The sequence below is a fragment of the Rhodanobacter sp. sgz306013 genome (assembly GCF_057031145.1).
Map to the genome: position 1 here is coordinate 91,670 of NZ_JBXCIJ010000002.1, position 21,776 is coordinate 113,445.

General features: G+C 67.1%; 18 protein-coding genes. 4 read left to right on the top strand and 14 right to left on the bottom strand.

Features of this window, described 5'->3' with window-relative positions; translation table 11 throughout:
* Positions 1–449: 449 nt before the first annotated feature.
* Positions 450–818 carry a helix-turn-helix domain-containing protein gene (locus AC2EWF_RS05465; RefSeq protein WP_483638357.1) on the top strand — a complete coding sequence of 123 codons (369 nt, stop codon included), beginning with the start codon at positions 450–452 and terminating at the stop codon, positions 816–818.
* Between the two features lie 167 nt (positions 819–985).
* Here the strand turns inward: AC2EWF_RS05465 and ssb are convergent, their stop codons facing one another.
* From ssb to acnD, 4 genes are all read right to left on the bottom strand, one after another.
* On the bottom strand, positions 986–1,510 hold the full coding sequence (gene ssb / locus AC2EWF_RS05470; protein WP_483638358.1) for a single-stranded DNA-binding protein: 525 nt from the start codon (positions 1,508–1,510) through the stop codon (positions 986–988).
* A gap of 299 nt (positions 1,511–1,809) precedes the next feature.
* Positions 1,810–2,994: a 2-methylaconitate cis-trans isomerase PrpF gene (prpF, locus tag AC2EWF_RS05475; protein ID WP_483638359.1), complete on the bottom strand. Its 1,185-nt coding sequence runs from the start codon at positions 2,992–2,994 to the stop codon at positions 1,810–1,812.
* Positions 2,995–3,022: 28 nt separating this feature from the next.
* Positions 3,023–3,607 (bottom strand): 2'-5' RNA ligase family protein, encoded by a 585-nt coding sequence (locus AC2EWF_RS05480; RefSeq protein WP_483638360.1) that lies wholly within the window; start codon positions 3,605–3,607, stop codon positions 3,023–3,025.
* Positions 3,604–6,198, bottom strand: coding sequence for a Fe/S-dependent 2-methylisocitrate dehydratase AcnD (acnD, locus tag AC2EWF_RS05485; RefSeq protein WP_483638361.1), 2,595 nt, complete (start codon positions 6,196–6,198; stop codon positions 3,604–3,606). Before acnD ends, AC2EWF_RS05480 begins: the two co-directional genes overlap by 4 nt.
* 227 nt (positions 6,199–6,425) lie before the next feature.
* Here acnD and AC2EWF_RS05490 point away from each other — a divergent pair, with 227 nt between their 5' ends.
* Both AC2EWF_RS05490 and AC2EWF_RS05495 read left to right on the top strand, forming a co-directional pair.
* Entirely contained in the window at positions 6,426–6,713 is a 288-nt protein-coding gene (locus AC2EWF_RS05490; RefSeq protein ID WP_483638362.1) for a hypothetical protein, read from the top strand.
* Positions 6,710–6,967: a hypothetical protein gene (locus AC2EWF_RS05495; RefSeq protein ID WP_483638363.1), complete on the top strand. Its 258-nt coding sequence runs from the start codon at positions 6,710–6,712 to the stop codon at positions 6,965–6,967. The genes AC2EWF_RS05490 and AC2EWF_RS05495 overlap by 4 nt, the downstream gene beginning before the upstream one ends.
* On the opposite strand, the gene AC2EWF_RS05500 is transcribed toward AC2EWF_RS05495, so the two are convergent.
* Together AC2EWF_RS05500 and AC2EWF_RS05505 are read right to left on the bottom strand one after the other, a co-directional pair.
* On the bottom strand, positions 6,951–10,124 hold the full coding sequence (locus AC2EWF_RS05500) for a TonB-dependent receptor (protein WP_483638364.1): 3,174 nt from the start codon (positions 10,122–10,124) through the stop codon (positions 6,951–6,953). The genes AC2EWF_RS05495 and AC2EWF_RS05500 overlap by 17 nt on opposite strands.
* A gap of 156 nt (positions 10,125–10,280) precedes the next feature.
* Positions 10,281–10,544, bottom strand: a complete 264-nt coding sequence (locus AC2EWF_RS05505) for a transposase (protein ID WP_483638365.1) — start codon at positions 10,542–10,544, stop codon at positions 10,281–10,283.
* 427 nt (positions 10,545–10,971) lie between these two features.
* On the opposite strand from AC2EWF_RS05505, the gene pdxR reads away from it, so the two are divergent.
* Positions 10,972–12,450 (top strand): MocR-like pyridoxine biosynthesis transcription factor PdxR, encoded by a 1,479-nt coding sequence (pdxR, locus tag AC2EWF_RS05510; RefSeq protein WP_483638366.1) that lies wholly within the window; start codon positions 10,972–10,974, stop codon positions 12,448–12,450.
* Positions 12,451–12,481: 31 nt separating this feature from the next.
* On the opposite strand, the gene AC2EWF_RS05515 is transcribed toward pdxR, so the two are convergent.
* From AC2EWF_RS05515 to kdpF, 8 genes are all read right to left on the bottom strand, one after another.
* Complete coding sequence (locus AC2EWF_RS05515; RefSeq protein WP_483638367.1) at positions 12,482–13,174, bottom strand: response regulator; 693 nt, start codon at positions 13,172–13,174, stop codon at positions 12,482–12,484.
* Positions 13,171–15,858, bottom strand: coding sequence for an ATP-binding protein (locus tag AC2EWF_RS05520; RefSeq protein WP_483638368.1), 2,688 nt, complete (start codon positions 15,856–15,858; stop codon positions 13,171–13,173). Before AC2EWF_RS05520 ends, AC2EWF_RS05515 begins: the two co-directional genes overlap by 4 nt.
* A gap of 16 nt (positions 15,859–15,874) precedes the next feature.
* Positions 15,875–16,453 (bottom strand): potassium-transporting ATPase subunit KdpC, encoded by a 579-nt coding sequence (kdpC, locus tag AC2EWF_RS05525; protein WP_483638369.1) that lies wholly within the window; start codon positions 16,451–16,453, stop codon positions 15,875–15,877.
* Positions 16,454–16,526: 73 nt separating this feature from the next.
* Positions 16,527–17,342: a TorF family putative porin gene (locus AC2EWF_RS05530; protein WP_483638370.1), complete on the bottom strand. Its 816-nt coding sequence runs from the start codon at positions 17,340–17,342 to the stop codon at positions 16,527–16,529.
* Positions 17,343–17,400: 58 nt separating this feature from the next.
* On the bottom strand, positions 17,401–17,613 hold the full coding sequence (locus AC2EWF_RS05535; protein ID WP_483638371.1) for a hypothetical protein: 213 nt from the start codon (positions 17,611–17,613) through the stop codon (positions 17,401–17,403).
* Between the two features lie 53 nt (positions 17,614–17,666).
* Positions 17,667–19,739: a potassium-transporting ATPase subunit KdpB gene (gene kdpB / locus AC2EWF_RS05540; protein WP_483638372.1), complete on the bottom strand. Its 2,073-nt coding sequence runs from the start codon at positions 19,737–19,739 to the stop codon at positions 17,667–17,669.
* A gap of 21 nt (positions 19,740–19,760) precedes the next feature.
* Positions 19,761–21,575: a potassium-transporting ATPase subunit KdpA gene (gene kdpA, locus AC2EWF_RS05545; protein ID WP_483638373.1), complete on the bottom strand. Its 1,815-nt coding sequence runs from the start codon at positions 21,573–21,575 to the stop codon at positions 19,761–19,763.
* A complete protein-coding gene (kdpF, locus tag AC2EWF_RS05550; protein ID WP_426662427.1) occupies positions 21,572–21,664 on the bottom strand; it encodes a K(+)-transporting ATPase subunit F in 93 nt (30 codons plus the stop codon). The genes kdpA and kdpF overlap by 4 nt, the downstream gene beginning before the upstream one ends.
* Between the last annotated feature and the right edge of the window lie 112 nt (positions 21,665–21,776).

The window sequence follows — 21,776 nt, forward strand, 5'->3', positions numbered from 1 at the left end:
GGTACGGCAGGCATCGGCGGCAGAATGTCGCCGGCCAAGGGTCGACATCGCCGCGGCAACTCTGGGCGCGGACCACCAACATTCGTTACCGCGAACCATGGCCTCTCGCATCAGACCGATGAATAAGGCGCGCAAGCACGCCTGCCGCGGCCAGGCGGCCTCTTCGATTGCCTTGCCATGTTTTCCCCCTGCGCAAACCGCGATTGGACGGCTCGCCGATGGCGCCCCACCCTCAGGCAGGGAAGCTTCCCGTACCGGTTGGCGTTGGCGTACCCGCACCAACGCCGTTCATTCGTGTGCGAACCAAGAGCAACTCCGGCTTTGCCCGGCGGCATCACGCTAGGCTCATAAAATAGCAACTCTATTTTGCATTTGCAAGTGTAAATTGTCAAATGCGATTGGCCGGCTTGCAAGAATGGCCCGGGTCTCCGCAGTACTTCCTGGTTCGCATGCCTCGCCCCGTGCCTTATGCCGCTTTCGCCGACCGTCTGCAGCAAGCCTGCGACGAGGCAGGCGTGCCCGCTGGGCGCCAGCGCGTGGTCACGGTGGCCACGCATTTCGGCGTGGCCCGCGAAACGGCCAGACTGTGGTTCGCGGGATGCGCCCTGCCGGAGCTGCCGCGACTGATCGAGATCGCCGGGGAATACCGCTGCAGCCTGGACTGGCTGGCGATGGGGCGCGAAACGGCCATACGGATCGGCGAGCAGGCCTCTGACTACGAAGCGCTGTCGCCGCAGGAGCGCCGTGTGATCACGGCCATGCGTGGACTCACTGCGAAGCGCCGCGCGGGCTTGGTGGCGTTTCTGCACGAGCAGTGAGCTGCGGGACACGAAGAAGCCTTGGGCGCAAGCTCCCCAAGGTGCAGCTTGGACGAGTACTGAGAATGGAACTTGGCTCGAAAACGTCCATTTTTGAGAAAGAAAAAACCCCCGACGAATCGGGGGTTTATGGATGAAATTAGTACAGGAGCGGTCTTAGGTATGTCCTAGAACGGAATATCGTCGTCCTCGAAGCCACCGCTGCTGGCGGGTGCCGCCGGCGCCTGTGCGCCGCCGCCACGAGGCGGGTTACCGTAACCGCCGCCGCCGTAGTTGCCGCCGCCCTGCTGGCGCTGGCCGCCTTGCGGGCGCTCGCGCTGCTGGAAGCCGCCGCCGCCACCGCCTTCGCCGCCACCGGGGCCGCCGAGCATCTGCATGTCGCTGGCGACGATGTCGGTGGAGTACTTCTCCACGCCGCTCTTGTCGGTGTACTTCTCGGTGCGCAGCGAGCCTTCGATGTAGACCTGCCGGCCCTTTTTCAGGTACTCGCCCGCGATCTCCGCCAATTTGCCGAACATTTTCACGCGGTGCCACTCGGTGCGTTCCTGGCGCTCGCCGCTCTGCTTGTCGGTCCAGCTTTCGGAAGTGGCCACGCTCAGCGTGGCGATCGCGGTGCCGCTGCCGGTGTAACGCACCTCCGGATCGTTGCCGAGGTTGCCGACCAGAATGACCTTGTTGATGCCGCGTGCCATGGATTCGCTTCCTGGTTGAGCCGGCCGCACGTGAGGTTGGATTGCGGCCGGGGTGGGTAGAGGGAGCATCTTACCCTGCCGCCGCCCGGAAGCACGCGGCCGGCGCCGCGGGGCGCTGTCGGCCAGGGGCGATCCGGCCGCACGTTTCCAGCCCAGAGCCGGGCCGGCGCGCCGCGCCGCCATCACCGGCACGGTTCAGGCGTGCGTGCGCCGCCCGATTCGCGGGCAGGCGGAGCCCTTCCGCCAGGGCCCGCCGACGGGCCGGGCCGGCGCCTCTGCTGGGGGCCCGGCCCGCGGACTCAGCCCGCAGGCACGCGCACCCGGCCTTCCATCAGCACGCGCGCGCTGCGGCTCATGATCGCCTTGGTGACGGTCCACGTGCCGCCGGCCAGCGCCGCCTCCGCACCCACGCGCAACGTGCCCGAGGGATGGCCGAAGCGCACCGCGTTCCGCTCGCCGCCGCCGGCGGCGATGTTCACCAGCGTGCCCGGAATGGCCGCGGCGGTGCCGATGGCCACCGCCGCCGTGCCCATCATGGCGTGGTGCAGCTTGCCCATGGACATGGCGCGCACGAGCAGGTCGATGTCGCCCGCCTTCACGGGCTTGCCGCTCGATGCGACGTAGCCGGCCGGCCGGGCGACGAAGGCGACCTTGGGCGTGTGCTGGCGGGTGGCGATCTCGTCCAGCGACTGGATCAGCCCCATGCGCAGCGCGCCGTGCGCGCGGATGGTCTCGAACATCGCCAGCGCCCTGGCGTCGCCGTTGATCGCGTCCTGCAGTTCGGTGCCGGTATAGCCGATCGCGGAGGCCTCGACGAAGATCGTCGGGATGCCGGCGTTGATCAGGGTGGCCTTGAGCGTGCCGACGCCGGGCACCTCCAGATCGTCGACCAGGTTGCCGGTGGGAAACATCGCCCCGCCCGCGCTGTCTTCCTCTGCGGCCGGATCGAGGAACTCCAGCTGCACTTCGGCGGCGGGAAAGGTCACGCCGTCCAGCTCGAAATCGCCGGTTTCCTGCACTTCGCCGCCGGTCATCGGCACGTGCGCGACGATGGTCTTGCCAATGTTGGCCTGCCAGATGCGCACGGTGGCGACGCCGTCACGCGGCGGGCGCGCGGGATCGACCAGTCCGCCGGCGATGGCGAACGGGCCGACCGCCGCCGACAGGTTGCCGCAGTTGCCGCTCCAGTCGACGAAGGCCTTGTCGATCGCCACCTGGCCGAACAGGTAGTCCACGTCGTGGTCCGGCCGGGTGCTGCTGGACACGATCACCGTCTTGCTGGTGCTGGAGGTGGCGCCGCCCATGCCGTCGATCTGCTTGCCGTAGGGATCGGGGCTGCCGATCACGCGCATCAGCAAGGCATCGCGCGCGGCGCCCGGCACCTGCGCCGCCTCCGGCAGGTCCTGCAGGCGGAAGAACACGCCCTTGCTGGTGCCGCCGCGCATGTAGGTGGCGGGGATGCGGATCTGTGCAGCATGCGACATGGGAATCTCCGGAAGTGCCCGCGCTGCTTCAGAACAAGCCTGGCTGCGTGGCGGGGGGATCGATTTCGGGCAGCAACGGCCAACGGCCGATGATGTCGTAACGGTAAGGATGGCCACCACCGATGACGAGGCACAGCTCGTCGATGGTCCAGGCGACGGGTGGATCGAGCACGATCTTGTCCAGCGGCCCGGGGGCGCAGTAGCTCAAGGTCATATGCGGCGTCACGCCGGTGGCGATGTGGCCGAATCCTGCTTGCACGAGGTGGCGCTGAATCTCCTGCAGCAAGGCAGTGAACGCCTTCGGCACGCCACGCGCACGCATCGTCCAATGGGACCGGCCGGGCACGCCTGCCAGACCCTCGATGCGGTTGAAATGCAGCGTGCACGAGGCTGCGGAAACGGCTGCGCCCACCCGCAGCAACGCCGCACAGTCTTCATCGGTCGGCAAAAAAATGCGCTCGGAAAACGACTGATGCAGGTTCGCCAGTGCGAACAGCGCGCTTCCCAGGCGTTTATCCAGTCCGAACCGCTCCAGCAGAGCACCGATGTATTCCACCAGTGCCGGCGGCGGCATGGTCATGAGAAACAAACGCGGCTTCGCAATCCGACTCATGCCGCCTGCGACGCCTCGATGAAGTCCTGCGCGAAGCGCTGCAGCACGCCGCCGGCTTCGTAGATCGACACTTCCTCGGCGGTATCCAGCCGGCATGTCACCGACACCTCGACGCGCTCGCCGTTCCTGCGATGGATCACCAGCGTGAGGTCCGCCCGCGGCGTGCGCACACCGACCACATCGAAGGTCTCGCTGCCGTCGATGCCCAGCGTCTTGCGGTTGGTGCCCGGCTTGAACTCCAGCGGCAGCACGCCCATGCCGATCAGGTTGGTGCGATGGATGCGCTCGAAGCCCTCGGCCGCGATGGCCTCCACGCCCGCCAGCCGCACGCCCTTCGCCGCCCAGTCACGCGACGAACCCTGGCCGTAGTCGGCGCCGGCGATCACGATCAGCGGCTGCTTGCGCTCCATGTAGGTCTCGATCGCTTCCCACATGCGCATGACCTTGCCTTCCGGCTCCACGCGCGCCAGCGAGCCCTTCTTCACCTCGCCGTCGACCACGGCCATCTCGTTGACCAGGGTGGGGTTGGCGAAGGTGGCGCGCTGCGCGGTCAGGTGGTCGCCGCGATGCGTCGCGTACGAATTGAAGTCCTCTTCCGGCAGGCCCATCTTCGCTAGGTACTCGCCCGCCGCGCTGGTGGGCAGGATCGCATTGGACGGCGACAGGTGGTCGGTGGTGATGTTGTCGCCCAGCACCGCCAGCGGACGCATGCCGGTGAGCGTGCGCTCGCCCGCCAGGGCGCCCTCCCAGTACGGCGGGCAGCGGATGTAGGTGCTCTGCGCGCGCCAGTCGTACAGCGGCGCGGCGCGGGTGCCCCCGCGGCCGGTGCGGGCGAACATCGGCTCGTAGACCTTGCGGAACTGCTCGGGCTTGACGCTGGCCGAGACGATCGCGTCGATCTCCTCGTCGGTCGGCCAGATGTCCTTCAAGGTCACCGGCTGGCCGCTGGCATCGTGGCCGAGCACGTCCTTCTCGATGTCGAAGCGGATGGTGCCGGCAATGGCGTAGGCCACCACCAGCGGCGGCGAGGCCAGGAAGGCCTGCTTGGCGTACGGGTGGATGCGGCCGTCGAAGTTGCGGTTGCCCGAGAGCACCGCGGTGGCGTACAGGTCGCGCTCGATGATCTCCCGCTGGATCGCTGGGTCCAGCGCACCGGACATGCCGTTGCAGGTGGTACAGGCGAACGCGACGATGCCGAAGCCGAGCTTCTCCAGTTCCGGCAGCAGGTTGGCTTCTTCCAGATACAGCTGCACTGCCTTGGAGCCGGGCGCCAGCGAACTCTTCACCCACGGCTTGCGCGTGAGCCCGCGCGCGTTGGCGTTGCGCGCCAGCAGCGCAGCGGCGATCACGTTGCGCGGGTTGCTGGTGTTGGTGCAGCTGGTGATGGCGGCGATGATCACGGCGCCGTCGGGCATCTGCCCCGCTTGTTCTTCCCATTGGCCGGCGATGCCGCGCGCAGCGAGATCGGACGTGGGCAGGCGCTTGTGCGGGTTGGACGGGCCCGCCATGTTGCGCACCACCGAGGACAGGTCGAACGTCAGCGTGCGCTCGTACTGCGCATAGGCCAGCGTGTCGGCCCACAGGCCGGCGGCCTTGGCGTAGGTCTCCACCAGCCTGACCTGCTCATCGCTGCGGCCGGTGAGGCGCAGGTAGTCGAGGGTCTGGCCGTCGATGAAGAACATCGCCGCGGTGGCGCCGTATTCCGGCGCCATGTTGGAGATGGTGGCGCGATCGCCGAGGGTAAGGCTGGCCGCGCCTTCGCCGCGGAATTCCAGGTACGCGCCGACCACCTTTTCCTTGCGCAGGAACTCGGTGAGCGCCAGCACGATGTCGGTGGCGGTGATGCCCGGCTGGCGCTTGCCGGTGAGCTCGACGCCGATGATGTCCGGCAGGCGCATCCACGAGGCGCGGCCGAGCATCACACTCTCCGCCTCCAGGCCGCCGACGCCGACGGCGATGACGCCCAGCGCATCCACGTGCGGCGTATGGCTGTCGGTGCCCACGCAGGTATCCGGATAAGCCACCCCGTCCTGTACCTGGATCACCGGCGACATCTTCTCCAGGTTGATCTGGTGCATGATGCCGTTGCCCGGCGGGATCACGTCGACGTTCTCGAACGCCTGCTTGGTCCACTCGATGAAGTGGAAGCGGTCCTCGTTGCGGCGATCCTCGATGGCGCGGTTCTTCCTGAATGCATCCGGATCGAAGCCGCCACATTCCACCGCCAGCGAGTGATCCACGATCAACTGCACCGGCACCACCGGGTTCACCTTGGCCGGGTCGCCGCCGCGCTCGGCGATCGCGTCACGCAGGCCGGCCAGGTCCACCAGCGCCGTCTGGCCCAGGATGTCGTGGCACACCACGCGCGCCGGGAACCACGGGAAATCCCGCTCGCGCCTGCGCTCGATGATCTGCTTCAGCGACTCGGCGAGGATCGCCGGATCGCAGCGGCGCACCAGGTTCTCGGCCAGTACGCGCGAGGTGTACGGCAGCGTGTCGTAGGCGCCCGTCCGGATCGCCTCCACGGCGGCGCGCGCATCGAAATAGTCCAGCGACGTGCCGGGGAGGGATTGGCGGTAGGCGGTATTCATGGATGACAGGAACCTTGGAGTGAACGCTGGACTGATGTGTCAGCGGCACATTTTAGCGGGTGAAGGCCCCTTGCTTGAGGATTCCGGCGTGACAGCCATGCCGCCCCGGGCGCGCCACGCCCTGGCACGCCCTGGCCGGTCCGGAGAGCGGACCGTCCAGCCTGGTCACGCACGCCGGCTGGGGCAGGCACAGGCGCGAGCGCTGCCCGCACATCGAATCGCGCAGAATGTCCGGCTTTGCCGTGTTCAAGGCGCTGGCGCGGGAGCTGATCCTGATCGCCGGGCTGCCGCGCGGCGACGTTTCCCGGATTGGCGGCGGCCACCGCGCAGGCCCGGGGCCGCAGGTGGGCGCCTGCCCGATTTCCGCGGGCTGTGCTTCGATCCGGGCTGCCCTTCCCCGCACCGCATCCGGCGTGCAAGGCGCGGCCAGCGCGGCGCCGCTGCGCCAGCCCCTGCGGGCAGAAACATCGCGTGCTGGTCATTGCATGGTGACGCTGGCGGCACAGCGGCTTTGAATCCTGAAGAAGGCCAGTCACCCGAAGGTGAAGCTGCAGACCCGCAGGCCTTTTTACGTGGCGTGCAGCAGCACATGCTCGCCATCCACCGCGCCCTCGTACAAGGTGAAGCTGCGCGCGACGTGCATGCTGAAATGAACAAGGCCGCCGGTTTCCCGGCGGCCTTGTTCACCTGTTTGCCTCTCCCTGCCTCGTGCCACCGGTTCCCGACGACACGAGGCTTGAAGAAGATGCCGCTTACCAATCGTACTTGACGCTGAACGCCGCGTAGCGAGGCGCCTCGATGCCCCACGGCAGCTTGTAGGTGGAATCCGGAACGTTGCCATTGCCGGTGCCGCCGTAGAAGTCGCTGTAGGCCGTGACTTTCTGCTCGTTGAACACGTTGTGGACCTGCAGCTGGAAGCTCAGGTGCTTGCCCGCCCACTCCGGTATGTAGTTCACCGCCAGATTGAGCTGATGCGTCCATGGCGTGTGACCGGCATCGCCGGGACGCGACGGCACGCCACCGCACCAGTGGTAGTTCTCGCCGTACTGGATCGGGTCGGTCTGGGCAGGACCGAAGTAGCCAAGGCAGGTGATCGGCGCGCCGGACTGGATGATGTACGTGCCGCTGACCAGCCATTCCGGCGTGATGGCATAAGTGCCATAGGCCTTGAAGGTGTGGCGATGCGAATTGGGCAGTTCGCCGTTGGCGTACTGCATGACCTCCGGGAAGTCCCATGCCGTGGTGATCGAGCCGGAGGTGTGGCCGCCGGCGGCGCCCGAGGCATTGCTGATCTGGTGCGTGGCCGACTGGGTCGGCCCCTCCGTGGTGCCGTAGCTCTTGGAGAACACGTAGTCGATCTTGCCCATCCACTTGCCGTCCCACGGATGCTCCAGCGACTCCTCCAGGCTGTAGTACTTGCGGAAAGCCGCGGGGAAGCCGATCACCTTGCCAGCGGGACTTGCGACCGAGCCGGGATTCCAGGTGTAGGTCTTGTAGGTACCGTCATTCGCCAGGTAGCGCAGGGTATTGCTGCGACCCGGGTTGACCAGCACGTCGATTTCCGAGCTCAGATTGCTCGGATTGGCGTCCGGAGGAATGATCAGGTTGCCCGCGGCGTTGTAGAAGGACCCCGTGTCATCCACGATGTCCTTCATGTTCGAATACGTGGCCTGCGAGGTCCAGACCAGCGACTGGCCGAACGCATGGAACGCCTTCTGGAAGCCCAGTACGTATTCATCCTGGTACATCGGCTTCAAGTTGGCCGCAGCGACCACCTTCGGATCCTTCGGCTGGCCATACTCGCCGTCGGCGGAATAAGGAGTCGAAGTCGTCGGGACCTGGGTCAGGCCTTGCGGAATGCCGTTCGCGTCGATGGAGGAGTAGGTGTAATACAGATAGCTGAAGTTGTTGGACCCCGCCATGCGGGTACCCAGGCCGGAAGGCAGGGCGAGATAGTAGCGACCTGCATTGCCGTACAGCTTGGCGCTGCTGTCGCCGAAGATGTCCCAGCTGAAGCCGAGGCGCGGCGCCCACTGCGGCTTGGTCTGGCGCACGTAGGGCTGCATGTCGCCGTTGTAGTTGGTGAACTGGTCGTTGCGCAGGCCGAGGTTCAGCATCAGGTTCGGCGTGGCTTGCCAGTTGTCCTCGACGTACTGTGCCTTCTGCATCACCGTGAACGAGGCCACGCCGCCGTAATACACCTGTGCCGCGTAGTAGCCCGTCTGCCCGTTGGGGTACAGCGTCGGGCTGTAGGCGCACTGGCCGAGGCTGTTGCAGGCCATGTACTTGCCGTCGATGAGCGTGGCCGGCGCCTGGCCGTATTGCCAGTAGTAGCCCGGGCCGCCGGAGATCGCACCGTCGTTGATGTCCGTGCTGCGCTGGTTGTCGATACCGAACTTCAGGTCGTGGTTGCCCAACTTCCAGTCCAGGTCCACGCGGAGGTTGTTTTCCGTCGACTTATGGTCGGGCGAAGGCAGCGTGTTGGCGTAGTTGTTGGTGTTGCCGAAGCCCGGAACGGCAGGATTCTGGAACTGGGTCGTGACGAGGCCCGGCGTCAGCGGGTTAAAGCCGGGGTAGGCCTCCTGCTGGCTGAAGTACGTGCTCTTCATCTTGCCGCCCAGCACGCTCAGCGTGAGGTCGTTGGTGATGTACGAGGTGAACTTCAGGACATTGACGTCGAACTTGCTCGAATACAGCGGGTTGTTGATGGAGTTGAAACTGCCGATGCTGTTGTTGCCGTAGTTGTAGTTATAGGCGTTGTTGAACTGATCCATCACCTTGCTCTGGATATGGGTCAGTTCAAGCGTGTTGTTGTCGTTGATGTTCCAGTCCAGCTTGCCGTAGAACTTGGGCGACGTGCTGCCGTTGGTGTTGTAGTACGGCGAGAGGACGGAGCCGGTGGACTTGGTGTTGTCGTGCTGGGCTTCGGCCGTAAGGTAGAAGAACAGCGTGTCCTTGATCAGCGGACCGGAGAGATAGGCGTCATAGACCGTGGTCCAGCTGCTGTTGTGCTCGCGGTTCCTGTAGATATCGCCGTACTGCTGCCCCGGGGTGGTGACCAGCGGGTTGGCGAAGTGTTCGTTGTCGTAGCTGCTCTGCGCCCAGCTCGGCATCCACGTGGCATAGACGCCGGCATGGAACTCATTGCCTCCACGCTGTCCCACCTGGCTGATCACGCCACCAGTCGAACGGCCGTACTCGGCGCTGTAGCCGGAGGTGATGGTCTGCTGCTCGGCGATGGCGAAATACGGCAAGGCGACGCCGCCCGCGCCGCCGACCGGGTCGGTGGTATTGAAGCCGTTGATGTAGTACGCGTTCTCCACCACCGAATCGCCGCCGAAGGAGATCAGCGGGGTGCCGCCGGGGCCCGTACCCAGCACGGCGTTGCCACCGGCCGTACCCGGTGCCAGCAAGGCAATGGACTCGGCATTGCGCGCCACGGGCAGGACCTTGAGGTCTTGCGAGGTGATCACCGACGTCTGGCGGGTCGAGGACACGTCGATCGCCGGAATCGAGTTGGCCGTAACCGTGATGCTTGAAAGGTTCTGTACGTTCTTGCCGGCTTCGGCAGCGGCGGTGAACGGCACCTGCGAACCGCCGTTCACGCTGACCTGCACGTGGTCGTGCGAGGCGATCACAGCGCCGTTCTGCATCAGCGACACGGTGTAATCGCCCACCGGGAGGCTACTGGCGGTAAAGCGACCACTGCTGTCGACCGGCACTTCGCGGGTGAATCCGGTCTGATTGTTGACAACCCTGACCGTTTCGCCGGTCGCGATCGGCGCCGTGCCGAAAATGGTGCTGGTGGTGGACTGTGCCAGCGCCTGTCCGGTCATGCCGGCAGTCGCAGCGATGGCCAAGGCCAGCGCCGTGTGGCGCAGGCGCGCACCATGCAACGGTGAATTACGGAAACTTGCGATATTCATTAATCGACTCCCCAGCTTTTGCGTGAACAAAAGTCTCGGCCTCACAAGCCGACGACCCCAAAAAATTTCTTTCCCGCAATTGGAAACATCCGCGCAAACAATGGCAAACAAGCCTGTCGCCCGCACGGCCAAGAACTTTCGGCACCGGCATGCCAGCTACGCGTGATTAACTCCGGTTTTTTCGAGAAGACGGGAAGCAATGCTGGCGAGCGTGTCGCGCTCAACCGCAAGCTTTCGCACGCAAGCCTGCAACTGGTCGATATCGCTCGGACGCGCCTTGCCGCAACGAAAGCGACGCACCCAGACCCGGACGACCTCGCTGCGCAAACCCAGCTGCAAGGCTGCTTCGCGCGTGCTCAGACGTTGCTTGACCACCAACCGGATGGCCTCGTCCTTTAGCTCGTCCGGATAGAACTTCATGCGCATCCATCAATCTCCATCGCTGCATCGCGCGGCCGGCGCAACGCAATACTTTCCGAGTCGCCGTATCTATCCGAACCAGGTCGACGAAATGCCTTCCGGTACTTCCGATGGCCATTCCTTTAAGTCGACCATCTGGTCACATTAAATAAACATTTGCATCCTTTACAGAACCAATCGGCAACAAGTGAACATGACCAATGCCCAGATCTCACGCTGAATCGGCCATATCCAGCACGCGGCCCCATGTGCCTAGTGGCACATGACGGAACATTCAGGTGATGCAAAACAGGACAACCGCGCATCCCGCTCCCCGGCGGAATCCGGATATTTCAATTTTCAAATCGTCAAACGTCCTTGTTCGGCGTAGCGACATCGCTGGCATAACCAATTTCAAGGAAGCATCCATAACCAATCTGGAGGCGACATGTTTCTCGAACTCGATGGGCATGGCCCGCAATACAGTCAGCTGACTCGCGCGATGAAGTCGGCCATCCTCAGCGGCCGGCTGGCGGCCGGCGCCCGGCTGCCGCCCACCCGTACGCTGGCCGAGGAACTGGGGCTTTCGCGCATCACGGTGCTGACGGCCTACGAACAGTTGCGTGCCGAGGGCTACATCGTCGGCCGCGTGGGCTCCGGCAGTTACGTGAGCATGTCGCGCACCGATCCCATGCCGCCGCAACAGGCGCCGAACCGGTCGATCGCCCCGCTGACGCGCTACGCGAAGCGTGCGCGGCAGCTGGTGGACTGGTCGATTCCGGCCAGGCATCGCGACTGTCGCCTGGACATGCAGTACGGCCGTCCACAGGTGAATCCCACGCTGGGCACCCTCTGGGGACGCGAACTCGCCTGGGCCGCGACGCACACCAGGCTCGAATACAGCAACGTCCAGGGGCTACCGGTCCTGCGCGAACAGATCTGCGACCATCTGGCCCGGCGCCGCGGGATCCGCACCTCGCCGGACCGGATCCTCATCGTCAGCGGTACCCAGCAGGCGATCGCCCTGGCCACGCGCGTGCTGCTGGACGAGGGCGACGAGGTGGCCATCGAGGAACCGCATTATTTCAGCGCCTGGCAGCAATTCGGTGCTCATGGTGCTTCGCTGCTGACCATTCCCACGGACCAGGACGGCCTGGTCTGCAGCGCCTTGCCAAAGCAGGCGCCGCGCCTGGTGATGGTCACCCCATCCCATCAGTTCCCCGCCGGCCCGACGCTTTCCATGGCGCGCCGGCAAGAGCTGCTGCGCTACGCAAGAGCCGGAAACTGCTGGATCATGGAGGACGACTACGACGGCGAGCTGCGTTACGAATCACCTCCACTGCCGGCCCTGCGCTCGCTCGACGACGACGACCGGGTGGTCTATGTCGGCACCTTCTCCAAGGTGATGTTCGGCGCGTTGCGGCTTGGTTACATGGTGCTGCCGGAAGTGCTGTGCGACGACTTCATCAACGCCAAGTACCTGTGCGATCGCGGCAGCCCGGCGGTCCCGCAGGCCGCCCTCGCGCATTTCATGGAGAACGGCGGCTTCGATCGCCACCTGCGCTTCATGACCAGGGAGCTGAACTCGCGGCGCCGGGAGCTGATCGCCGGACTGCAGCAGCACGCCGGTGATCGCGTGTGGATCGCGGATGCACATGCCGGTATGCACATCACCGCCTGGCTGCCCGGCTACGACCACGCGCAGGTCGACGCGCTGATCGCCGACGCGCGCGAACGCGGACTGGGCCTGTACTCGATCGCGCCGCACTACCGGGAGCCGCCGGCCATGCCCGGCCTCATCCTCGGCTACTGCGGCCTGTCCAAGGCGCAATTGCGCGAGGCGATGCAATTGTTCGGCGAATGCCTGGATGCAGTCGATGCCGCCGCGGCGCAGGCAGCCCCCCCGGCACGGCGCAGGCACGCATGAACCGCCGCGCCGTGCCCGGGCCGCGCCATGCTCAACCCAGGAAGCGGTAGCCCACGCCCGGCTCGGTCTTCAGCCAGCGCGGCTGGGCCGGGTCGTCGCCCAGCTTCTGGCGCAACTTGCCGATCACGATGCGCAGGTACTGGCTGTCGCCGGTATGGGTGGGGCCCCACACTTCGCGCAGCAGCTGCGGTTGGGTCACCACCCGACCGGCGTGGCGCAGCAGCAGCGCCAGCACGGCGTACTCCTTGCGGGTCAGCGCCAGCTCGGCGCCGTCCAGCCGCACTTCGCGGCGCTGCAGGTCCACGCTGAGGCGGCCGTCGTCCCAGCGCGGCGGCGCTTCCGGCTCGCCGGCCGGGCGCTGGCGCAACAGCGCACGCAGCCGCGCCATCAGCTCCTGGATGCCGAAGGGCTTGGTCACGTAGTCGTTGGCGCCGGCGTCCAGCGCGCGCACCTTCTCGGTCTCGGCGTCGCGCACCGACAGCATCAGCACGGGCGCTCGGCTCCACTGGCGCAGCTCGGCCAGCACCTCGTGGCCGTCGCGGTCGGGCAGGCCGAGGTCGAGGATCACCAGGTCCGGACTGCCGGTGGCCGCCAGCGCCAGGCCCTCGGCGGCATTCGCGGCGAGCAGCACCTGGTAGCCCTCAGCGCGCAGGCCTATGTCGAGGAAGCGGCGGATCTGCGCTTCGTCGTCGATCACCAGCACGCGCGGTGCGGAAACGGTCATGGTTGCGTATCGGGCGGCGGCGGCAGCGGCAGGTTGATGCGGATGGTGGTGCCCGGACCGTCGCCGGGCAAGGCCTCCACGCTGCCGCCGTGCGCGCCGATCATGCCGCGGCAGATCGCCAGGCCCAGGCCGGTGCCCTGCGGCGCGCGGTCGCCGCGGGCCACCGAGTAGAACATGTCGAAGATGCGCGCCCGCTCCTCCTCCGGGATGCCGGGGCCGCGGTCGGCGACGTCGATCAACAGGCGCTCGCCGGCGCCGTGCACGGCGATGCGCACGGCCTCGCCGGGCGGCGAGAAGCGCGCGGCGTTCTCCAGTATGTTGAACAGCGCCTGCTCGATCAACGCCGGATGCACGTACAGCAGCACGGTATCGGGCGGCAGCGCGGTATCCACGCGCAGGTCCGGGAACAGTTTGCGCAGGCGCGCCACCGCGGCCGCGACGATCTCGGCCACGTCCACCCAGTCGCGGTTTAGCTTGAGCGTGCCGTGGCCCAGGCGGGTCATGTCGAGCAGGTTCTGGATGTAGCGGTCCAGCCGCTGCCCCTCGCCCAGGATCGCCTCCAGCAGCTGGCTGCGCTCCTCGGAAGGCAACTGGTCGCCGTAGCTGGAAAGCGTGCCGGCGGCGCCGATCATCGAGGCCAGCGGCGAGCGCAGGTCGTGCGAGACCGAGGACAGCAGCGCACTCCGCAGGCGCTCGGTTTCGCCCTGCACGCGCGCGCTCTCCAGCTCGTCGGCCAGCCGCGCCCGGTCCAGCGCCTGGCCGATGTCCTGCGCCATCGCCAGCGCGAGGCTGCGCCGCTCGGGGCCGGGTTCAGCGGCACCGGTGGCAAAGCGCAGGGCGGCCACGCCGAGGCGGTTGTCCTCGCCGCCCAGCGGCAGGGTCCAGCAGCTGGCCGCGTTGATGGTGTCGGTGTAGCGGCCAGCCGGCTCGGCGTGCTGCTCGCTCCAGTCGGCCGCGGCCAGGTCCTGCATGCTCAAGGTCATGCCGCGCGGCGAGGCGGCCATGGCCTGCAGGCGTTGCGAGGCGTCGCGGGCCAGGATCGCCACCTGCGCGTCCAGCGCCTTCGCCATGGCCTGCGCACCCACGTTGCGCACGCCCTCGGCGTCGGCACTGACGGCAAGCCGTTGCCCCAGCGCGAGCAGGGCGCGCGAGCGCACCTGCGCGGTGCGCAACGACATTACCTGGCTGGACAGCCGCGTCGCCAGCCGGCTGCATATGAGGGCCGCCACGAAAAACAGCACCACCGCCAACAGGTCATCGAAATTGGCGATTTCCAGGGTGAAGCGCGGCGGAGCGAAGAAATAGTTGTACGCCAAGAAGCACAGCGCGGCCGTATAGACGGCTACCGCCATTCGCGTACGGACCGCCACCGCGATGACTGCGGTCAGGAAAATCAGCGACAGGTTCGCCACCGACAGGTAGCGATAAACAAAGTAGGAAATCGCGGTTGCCACGGCGACCGCCAGCGTGGCCTGGAGGTAATCGTCGCGCCGGGAGCGCGCACCATGCGCCAGATTCAGCCGCCTCCGCGACTTCGCCCGCTCGACCGGGGTGGCGATGATCGCCAGCTCCAGGTGCGCCCCCCGGCGCAGCAGCTGCTGGGTGAGCGAGCGGCCGAGCATTCGCGCCAGCGGCCGTTCGCGGGTGCGGCCCAGGATGATCTGGCCCACGCCTTCGCGGTCGGCGTGCGCGAGCAGCTCGTCGGCAACGGAGTGGCCGCGCAGAACGATGGCCTCGCCGTCCAGCCGGCGCGCCAGCCGCATGGCAGCGTCCACCCGCTCCTGCCGGGCCGGGTCGCTGGCGCCGCCGGTATCGACGTAGACGACGCTCCACGGCGCGCCGCGGCGTTCGGCGATGCGTCGCGCCACCCGCACCAGGTATTCGCTCTGCGCATGACCGTCGATCGCCGCCAGCACGCGGCGGCGTACCGGCATCGCACCGCCGCGCGCCAGCATGTGCTCGCGCAGGTCGCTCTCGACGTGACTGGCCACGGTCTCCACCGCCAGCTCGCGCAGCGCGGCCAGGTTGGTGGGCGAGAAGAACGCGTCCAGCGCGGCGGCGGCCGTCTCGGGCACGTAGACCTTGCCCTGCTTGAGCCGTTCGATCAGCTCGCGCGGCGGCAAGTCGATCAGCATGATGTCGCGCGCGCGGTCGAGGAAGGCGTCCGGCACCGTCTCGCGCACGGTGACGCCGGTGATCCGGCGCATCTGGTCGTTGAGGCTTTCCAGGTGCTGCACGTTGAGCGCGGTGTACACCTCGATGCCGGCGTCGAGCAATTCTGCGATGTCCTGCCAGCGCCGCTCGTGCCGGCCGCCGGGCAGATTGCGGTGCGCCAGCTCGTCGACCAGCAGCACCGCCGGCCTGCGCGCCAGCGCGGCGTCGAGGTCGAACTCGGTGAAATCGCGCTCGCGATAGCGTACGGCACGGCGCGGCAGCACCTCCATGCCTTCCAGCAAGGCCGCGGTTTCGGCGCGGCCATGGGTTTCGACCAGCCCCACCACCACGTCCACTCCCTGTCGCTTCAGCTCGCGGGCGGCCGACAGCATGGCGTAGGTCTTGCCCACTCCCGGCGCGGCGCCAAGGAACACCTTGAGCCGGCGATGCTGCTCGTCCTGCACCGTGCTCAGCAGGGCGTCGGCGCGGGCCTGGCGGTTGTCGTTCTCGGTCATGGGCGGTCGCGGCATGGAAGGCCGCCGTACCTTAGCGCTTCTGCAGGGCGTCCAGCGCCAGGTTGAGCTGCAGCACGTTCACCCGCGGCTCCCCGAGTACGCCGAATTGCCGCCCGCGGGTGTGCGCCGCCACTTGCGCGGCCACTTCCGCCGTGGACAGGCCGCGCAGGCGCGCCACCCGCGCCACCTGGTACTGCGCGGCAGCCGGGCTGATCTCGGGATCGAGGCCGCTGGCGGAGGCGGTGACCAGGTCCACCGGCACCGGCGCGGTATTACCGGGATCGGCGGCGCGCAGCGCGGCGATGCGCTGCTTCGCCGCTTCGACCAACGCCGGGTTGGTCGGGCCGAGGTTGGAGCCCGACGAGGACCCGCCGTTGTACGGATTGGGCGTGGTCGCCGAAATCCGCCCCCAGAAATACTTCGGATCGGAGAACTCCTGGCCGATCAGCCCGGAGCCGACCGCCTTGCCGTCCTTCACGACCAGGCTGCCGTTGGCCTGCCCGGGGAACAGCACCTGCGCCAGGCCGGTGACCAGCAGCGGATAGGCCACGCCGGTGACCACGGTCAGCAGCACCAGCATCAGAATGGATTGACGCAATAGCTTGCTCATAGGGGACTCTGTGTCTGGAAGGCGCGGCCGCGGAGGGCCGCTGGTTGATCGTTGCGAGCGGGAACCGACCGCATCAGAACGTTCCCTGCAGCATCACGAAGCCGCGCGTGCCACCGACGTTGCGCACGTCGTTGGCGTTCATGAAGCTGCTGGTGCGGCGATAGAAGCGGTCGTTGGTGGCGTGCGTCACGCCCACGCTGGCCGACCAGTGCGCGGAGAACTGGTCCTTCAGCGTGGCGCCGAAGTCGGCGTAGTCGGGATTGCGCGTGCCGTAGGCGTTCGGCGCGGCCAGCGCGGTCGTGTAGTGGGTGTAGCCCGCATGCAGCGCTAGGCTCCAGGCCGGGCCGAACGGGAAGCTGGCGTCCAGCTGCGTGTAGCTCGTGCCCTTGGAATTGCCCCGGAAACCCTGCTCCACGTCGGCGCCGAAGTAGTCGGTCAGCGCGTAGTTGTACTTCAGCGTGAACTGCTTCCAGCTCAGCGCGGCGTTGGCCTCGCCGGTATTCAGCGAGCGCGACGGCAGGGCCGCCTTGTCCAGGTTGGCGCCGGGATAGACGTAGCCGTAGAGGCCGGCGCGCCAGGACCAGTCGTTGTTGATGGAGGCGCCGTAGCTGGCATAGAGATCCAGCTCCATCGAGCCGCCCGGATAGCTGTTCTCGCTGATCGCCGAACCCCAGAAGCCCGCGGCGAAGCCGTTGGCGAGCGCGAGGTCGGCGCCGCCCTGCACGGCCGGATGCCCCCAGGTCTGGGTCAGGCCACGGAACATGTAGTCGGAAACCACGGCCACGTTGCCGGTGACCGTGGTGGAGGGCGCGTCGGCGGCGCGCGCCGCGGGCATGCAAGCGGCCAGGGCAAGTGCGGTGAACGGAAGAAGGAGGGTGGCGATTTTCATGGAGGACTCCGCGCCGGGCAGCGTTGCCGCGGCGCAATCGATGGAAAACATGGGACGGTCAGATGCCCGCGTAGCCGCCGAGCTCGTAATCGTCCCGGTCGCTCGACGAAGCCGCCGTGCCGGCTGGCTCCGCCTCCCGCGAACCGTCGCTGCGCCGGCAGGAGGGCAGCGCGATGACGACGTCGCAGGCGGAATCGTTCGCCGACAGGCGCAGTTCCATGTCGGGGTGTTCTGCGTCGGGCAAAGAGACGAAAAGCTTGAGGGTTTGCATGCGTGAAGCTCCGAAGGGGGTACCGGGCGCCCCGCAGGCGGGACGCCGCACGCTCAGGCCATGCCCAGCAGCACCAGCAGCATGTCGATCAGCTTGATGCCGATGAACGGCACCACGACGCCGCCGAGGCCGTAGATCAGCAGGTTGCGCCGCAGCAGCGCGCCGGCACCCAGCGCGCGGTACTTCACGCCCTTCAGCGCCAGCGGGATCAGGAACACGATGATCAGCGCGTTGAAGATCACCGCGGAGAGGATCGCGCTCTGCGGCGTGGCCAGGCGCATCACGTTGAGCGCGTTCAGTGCCGGGTAGGTGGTGGCGAACGCGGCCGGGATGATCGCGAAGTACTTGGCGATGTCGTTGGCGATGGAGAACGTGGTCAGCGAGCCGCGGGTGATCAGCATCTGCTTGCCGATCTCCACCACCTCGATCAGCTTGGTCGGGTTGGAGTCGAGGTCGACCATGTTGCCGGCTTCCTTGGCCGCCTGCGTGCCGGTGTTCATCGCCACCGCCACGTCGGCCTGCGCCAGCGCCGGCGCGTCGTTGGTGCCATCGCCGCACATCGCCACCAGGCGGTTCTCGGCCTGGATGTCGCGGATGAGCTTGAGCTTGGCCTCGGGTGTGGCCTCGGCGAGGAAATCGTCCACGCCGGCCTCCGCCGCGATGGCGGCCGCCGTGAGCGGGTTGTCGCCGGTGATCATGATGGTCTTGATGCCCATCTTGCGCATCTCGGCGAAGCGCTCCTTGATGCCGCCCTTGACGATGTCCTTCAGCTCGATCACACCCAGCGCGCCGAAGCCCTCGGCCACGATCAGCGGCGTGGCGCCGCGACGCGCGATGTCCTCGGCCATGGTCTTGACCAGCGGCGGCAGATGGCTGCCGGCGGCGTCGAGGTAGCACTCCACGGCGTCCAGCGCACCCTTGCGGATGCGCCGACCTTCCACGTCCACGCCGCTCATGCGGGTCTGCGCGGTGAACGGCACGAAATGCGCCTGCAAGGCTTCCAGCGAATGCTCACGCAGGTTGAAGCGCTCCTTCGCCAGCACCACCACGCTGCGGCCTTCCGGCGTCTCGTCGGCCAGCGAGGCGAGCTGGGCGGCCTCGGCCAGCGCGCGCTCGTCCACGCCGGGCGCGGGGTGGAAGGCCACCGCCTGGCGGTTGCCCAGGGTGATCGTACCGGTCTTGTCGAGCAGCAGCACGTCGACGTCGCCAGCGGCCTCGACCGCGCGTCCGGAGGTGGCGATCACGTTGGCGCGGATCATCCGGTCCATGCCGGCGATGCCGATGGCCGAGAGCAGTGCGCCGATGGTGGTGGGAATAAGGCACACCAGCAGTGCGGTCAGCACGGTCAGCGTAATCGGATTGCCGGTGCCGGTGGCCTGCACGCTGTAGATCGAATACGGCAGCAGCGTGGCGCAGGCGAGCAGGAAAATCAGCGTGAACTTGGCCAGCATGATGGTCAGCGCGATCTCGTTCGGCGTCTTGCGCCGCGCGGCGCCTTCCACCATCGCGATCATGCGGTCCAGGAAGCTCTCGCCCGGATTGCTGGTGATGCGCACCACCAGCCAGTCGGACAGCACCCGCGTGCCTCCGGTGACCGCGCAGCGGTCACCGCCGGATTCGCGGATCACCGGTGCGGATTCGCCGGTGATCGCGCTCTCGTCCACGCTGGCCGCGCCGACCACCACATCGCCGTCACCCGGGATCTGCTCGCCGGCCTCGACCAGCACGTGGTCGCCGCTGCGCAGGTCGGCGGAGGAGACCACCGCGACAGCGGCCTCGCGTGTCGGGCCGGCCAGCTTCTTGGCCACCACGTCCTTGCGCGAGCTGCGCAACGCGTCCGCCTGCGCCTTGCCGCGCCCCTCGGCCAGCGCCTCGGCGAAATTCGCGAACAGCAGGGTGAACCACAACCAGAGGCTGACCCAGAAGATGAAACCTGTCGGCGCCTCGCCGTGTCCGGCCAGCGCCTGCACCCACAGCAAGGTGGTGAGCACGCTGCACACGAACACCACGAACATCACCGGGTTCTTGAACTGCACCCGCGGGGACAGCTTGCGGAAGGCGTCGGCCACCGCGTTGAGGACCAGCTCGCGGTCGAAACCGCGCACGGCATGGGTATGCGAAGTCATGGATTCTTTGTCCCGGATGGATCAATGCGCCGACATCAGGTATTCGGCGATGGGGCCAAGCGCCAGCGCCGGCAGGAAGGTGAGTGCGCCGACCACGATCACCACGCAGGCCAGCAGGGTCACGAACAGCGGCGTGTGCGTGGGCAGCGTGCCGGCGGATTCCGGCACATGGCGCTTGGCGGCCAGCGCGCCGGCCATGGCCAGCATGGCGATGACCAGCGGGAAGCGCGCGAGGAACATGCATACGCCCAGCAACACGTTCCAGAACGGCGTGTTGGCGGACAGCCCGGCAAAGGCGCTGCCGTTGTTGTTGGAGGCCGAGCTCAGCGCATACAGGATCTCGCTGAAGCCGTGCGCACCCGGGTTGGCGATGCCCGCCACGCCGGCCGGCGCCATCACCGCAATGGCGGTGCCCACCACCACCAGCACGCAGGGCACCAGCACGGCGAGGCTGGCCATCTTCATTTCGAAGGCCTCAATCTTCTTGCCCAGGTATTCGGGCGTCCTGCCGACCATCAGGCCGGCAATGAACACCGCCACCACGGCGAAGGCGAGCATGCCGTACAGGCCGCAGCCGACGCCGCCGAAGATCACTTCGCCCAGCTGCATCAGCCACATCGGCACCAGCCCGCCCAGCGGGGTGAAGGAGTCGTGCATCGCGTTCACCGAGCCATTCGAGGCGGCGGTGGTCGCGGTGGCCCACAGCGTGGAGTTGACGATGCCGAAGCGGGTCTCCTTGCCTTCCATGTTGCCGCCGGCCTGCAGCGCCGAGGCATGCTGGTCAACGACGTGCTGCGCCACCAGGCCGTGCAGCGCCGGGTTGCCGGCCTGCTCGGCCACGGTGCAGGTCAGCAGCAGCGGCACGAAGATCACCAGCATCGCCAGCAGCAACGCCCAGCCCTGGCGGCGGTCGCCGACCATCTGGCCGAAGGTGTAGCAGAGCGCCGCGGGAATCAGCAGGATGGCCAGCAGCTCGGCGAAGTTCGACAGCGGCGTCGGGTTCTCGTACGGATGCGCCGAATTGACGTTGAAAAAGCCGCCGCCGTTGGTACCGAGCTGCTTGATCGCGATCTGCGAGGCGGCCGGCCCCATCGGCAGGGTCTGCGCGGTCACCGCCACCTGGCGCGTCTCGACCTTGCCGGCAGCGTCCTTGAGGGGATTGCCGGCGGCATCCTTCAGCGTCTCGACATAGCTGGAGGCCTGCACCACCGGCACGTCAACATAGGGCTTGAAGTTCTGCACCACGCCCTGCGAGACCAGCAACAGCGACAGCAGCAGCGACAGCGGCAGCAGCACGTACAGCGTGCTGCGCACCATGTCCACCCAGAAGTTGCCCAGGCCCTGGGCGCTGCGGCGGCTGAAGCCGCGGATCACCGCCACCAGCACCGCCACGCCGGTCGCCGCCGAGAGGAAGTTCTGCACCGCCAGGCCCAGCATCTGGGTCAGGTAGCTCATCGTCGATTCGCCGCCGTAGCCCTGCCAGTTGGTGTTGGTGGCGAAGCTGATCGCGGTGTTCATCGCCGAATCCGGCGACACGGCGCCCAGGTGCTGCGGGTTCAGTGGCAGCCACTGCTGCAGACGCTGCAGCGCATACACCACCAGCAGGCCGAGCACATTGAACAGCAACACCGCCAGGGCGTAGCGCTTCCACCCCATGTCCTCAGCCGGATCGATGCCGCAGAGGCGGTAGAGAACGCGCTCCACCGGCGCACCGAAACGGGTGACCCGATTGGGCGCGTCGGCGAAAACCCGGGCCATGTAACCGCCCAGCGGCTTGACCAGCAGCAGCAGCACGGCCAGGTAGAGGCCCAGCTGGATGAAATCGTTGGAGGTCATTCGAACCACTCCGGCTTGAGCAAAGCCACACACAGATAAACGGCCAGGCCCACCGCAATCGCGGCAGCCACGACGTAGACGACGGTCATTGGAATTCCCCTCGGGGTAGAACTCGGATGCGGGATGGGGCGCGCCGGCGCAGCGGCCTAGCGATGGCGGCCCAGGCGGTCGCAGATCAGCAGGAAGCCGAGACTGGCCGCG

Bases quoted from the DNA above. Each gene is read 5' to 3' on its own strand.
- AC2EWF_RS05465 (WP_483638357.1), top strand. From the start codon at position 450: ATGCCTCGCCCCGTGCCTTATGCCGCTTTCGCCGACCGTCTGCAGCAA.
- ssb (WP_483638358.1), bottom strand. From the start codon at position 1,510: ATGGCACGCGGCATCAACAAGGTCATTCTGGTCGGCAACCTCGGCAAC.
- prpF (WP_483638359.1), bottom strand. From the start codon at position 2,994: ATGTCGCATGCTGCACAGATCCGCATCCCCGCCACCTACATGCGCGGC.
- AC2EWF_RS05480 (WP_483638360.1), bottom strand. From the start codon at position 3,607: ATGAGTCGGATTGCGAAGCCGCGTTTGTTTCTCATGACCATGCCGCCG.
- acnD (WP_483638361.1), bottom strand. From the start codon at position 6,198: ATGAATACCGCCTACCGCCAATCCCTCCCCGGCACGTCGCTGGACTAT.
- AC2EWF_RS05490 (WP_483638362.1), top strand. From the start codon at position 6,426: ATGTCCGGCTTTGCCGTGTTCAAGGCGCTGGCGCGGGAGCTGATCCTG.
- AC2EWF_RS05500 (WP_483638364.1), bottom strand. From the start codon at position 10,124: ATGAATATCGCAAGTTTCCGTAATTCACCGTTGCATGGTGCGCGCCTG.
- AC2EWF_RS05505 (WP_483638365.1), bottom strand. From the start codon at position 10,544: ATGAAGTTCTATCCGGACGAGCTAAAGGACGAGGCCATCCGGTTGGTG.
- pdxR (WP_483638366.1), top strand. From the start codon at position 10,972: ATGTTTCTCGAACTCGATGGGCATGGCCCGCAATACAGTCAGCTGACT.
- AC2EWF_RS05515 (WP_483638367.1), bottom strand. From the start codon at position 13,174: ATGACCGTTTCCGCACCGCGCGTGCTGGTGATCGACGACGAAGCGCAG.
- AC2EWF_RS05520 (WP_483638368.1), bottom strand. From the start codon at position 15,858: ATGCCGCGACCGCCCATGACCGAGAACGACAACCGCCAGGCCCGCGCC.
- kdpC (WP_483638369.1), bottom strand. From the start codon at position 16,453: ATGAGCAAGCTATTGCGTCAATCCATTCTGATGCTGGTGCTGCTGACC.
- AC2EWF_RS05530 (WP_483638370.1), bottom strand. From the start codon at position 17,342: ATGAAAATCGCCACCCTCCTTCTTCCGTTCACCGCACTTGCCCTGGCC.
- AC2EWF_RS05535 (WP_483638371.1), bottom strand. From the start codon at position 17,613: ATGCAAACCCTCAAGCTTTTCGTCTCTTTGCCCGACGCAGAACACCCC.
- kdpB (WP_483638372.1), bottom strand. From the start codon at position 19,739: ATGACTTCGCATACCCATGCCGTGCGCGGTTTCGACCGCGAGCTGGTC.
- kdpA (WP_483638373.1), bottom strand. From the start codon at position 21,575: ATGACCTCCAACGATTTCATCCAGCTGGGCCTCTACCTGGCCGTGCTG.
- kdpF (WP_426662427.1), bottom strand. From the start codon at position 21,664: ATGACCGTCGTCTACGTCGTGGCTGCCGCGATTGCGGTGGGCCTGGCC.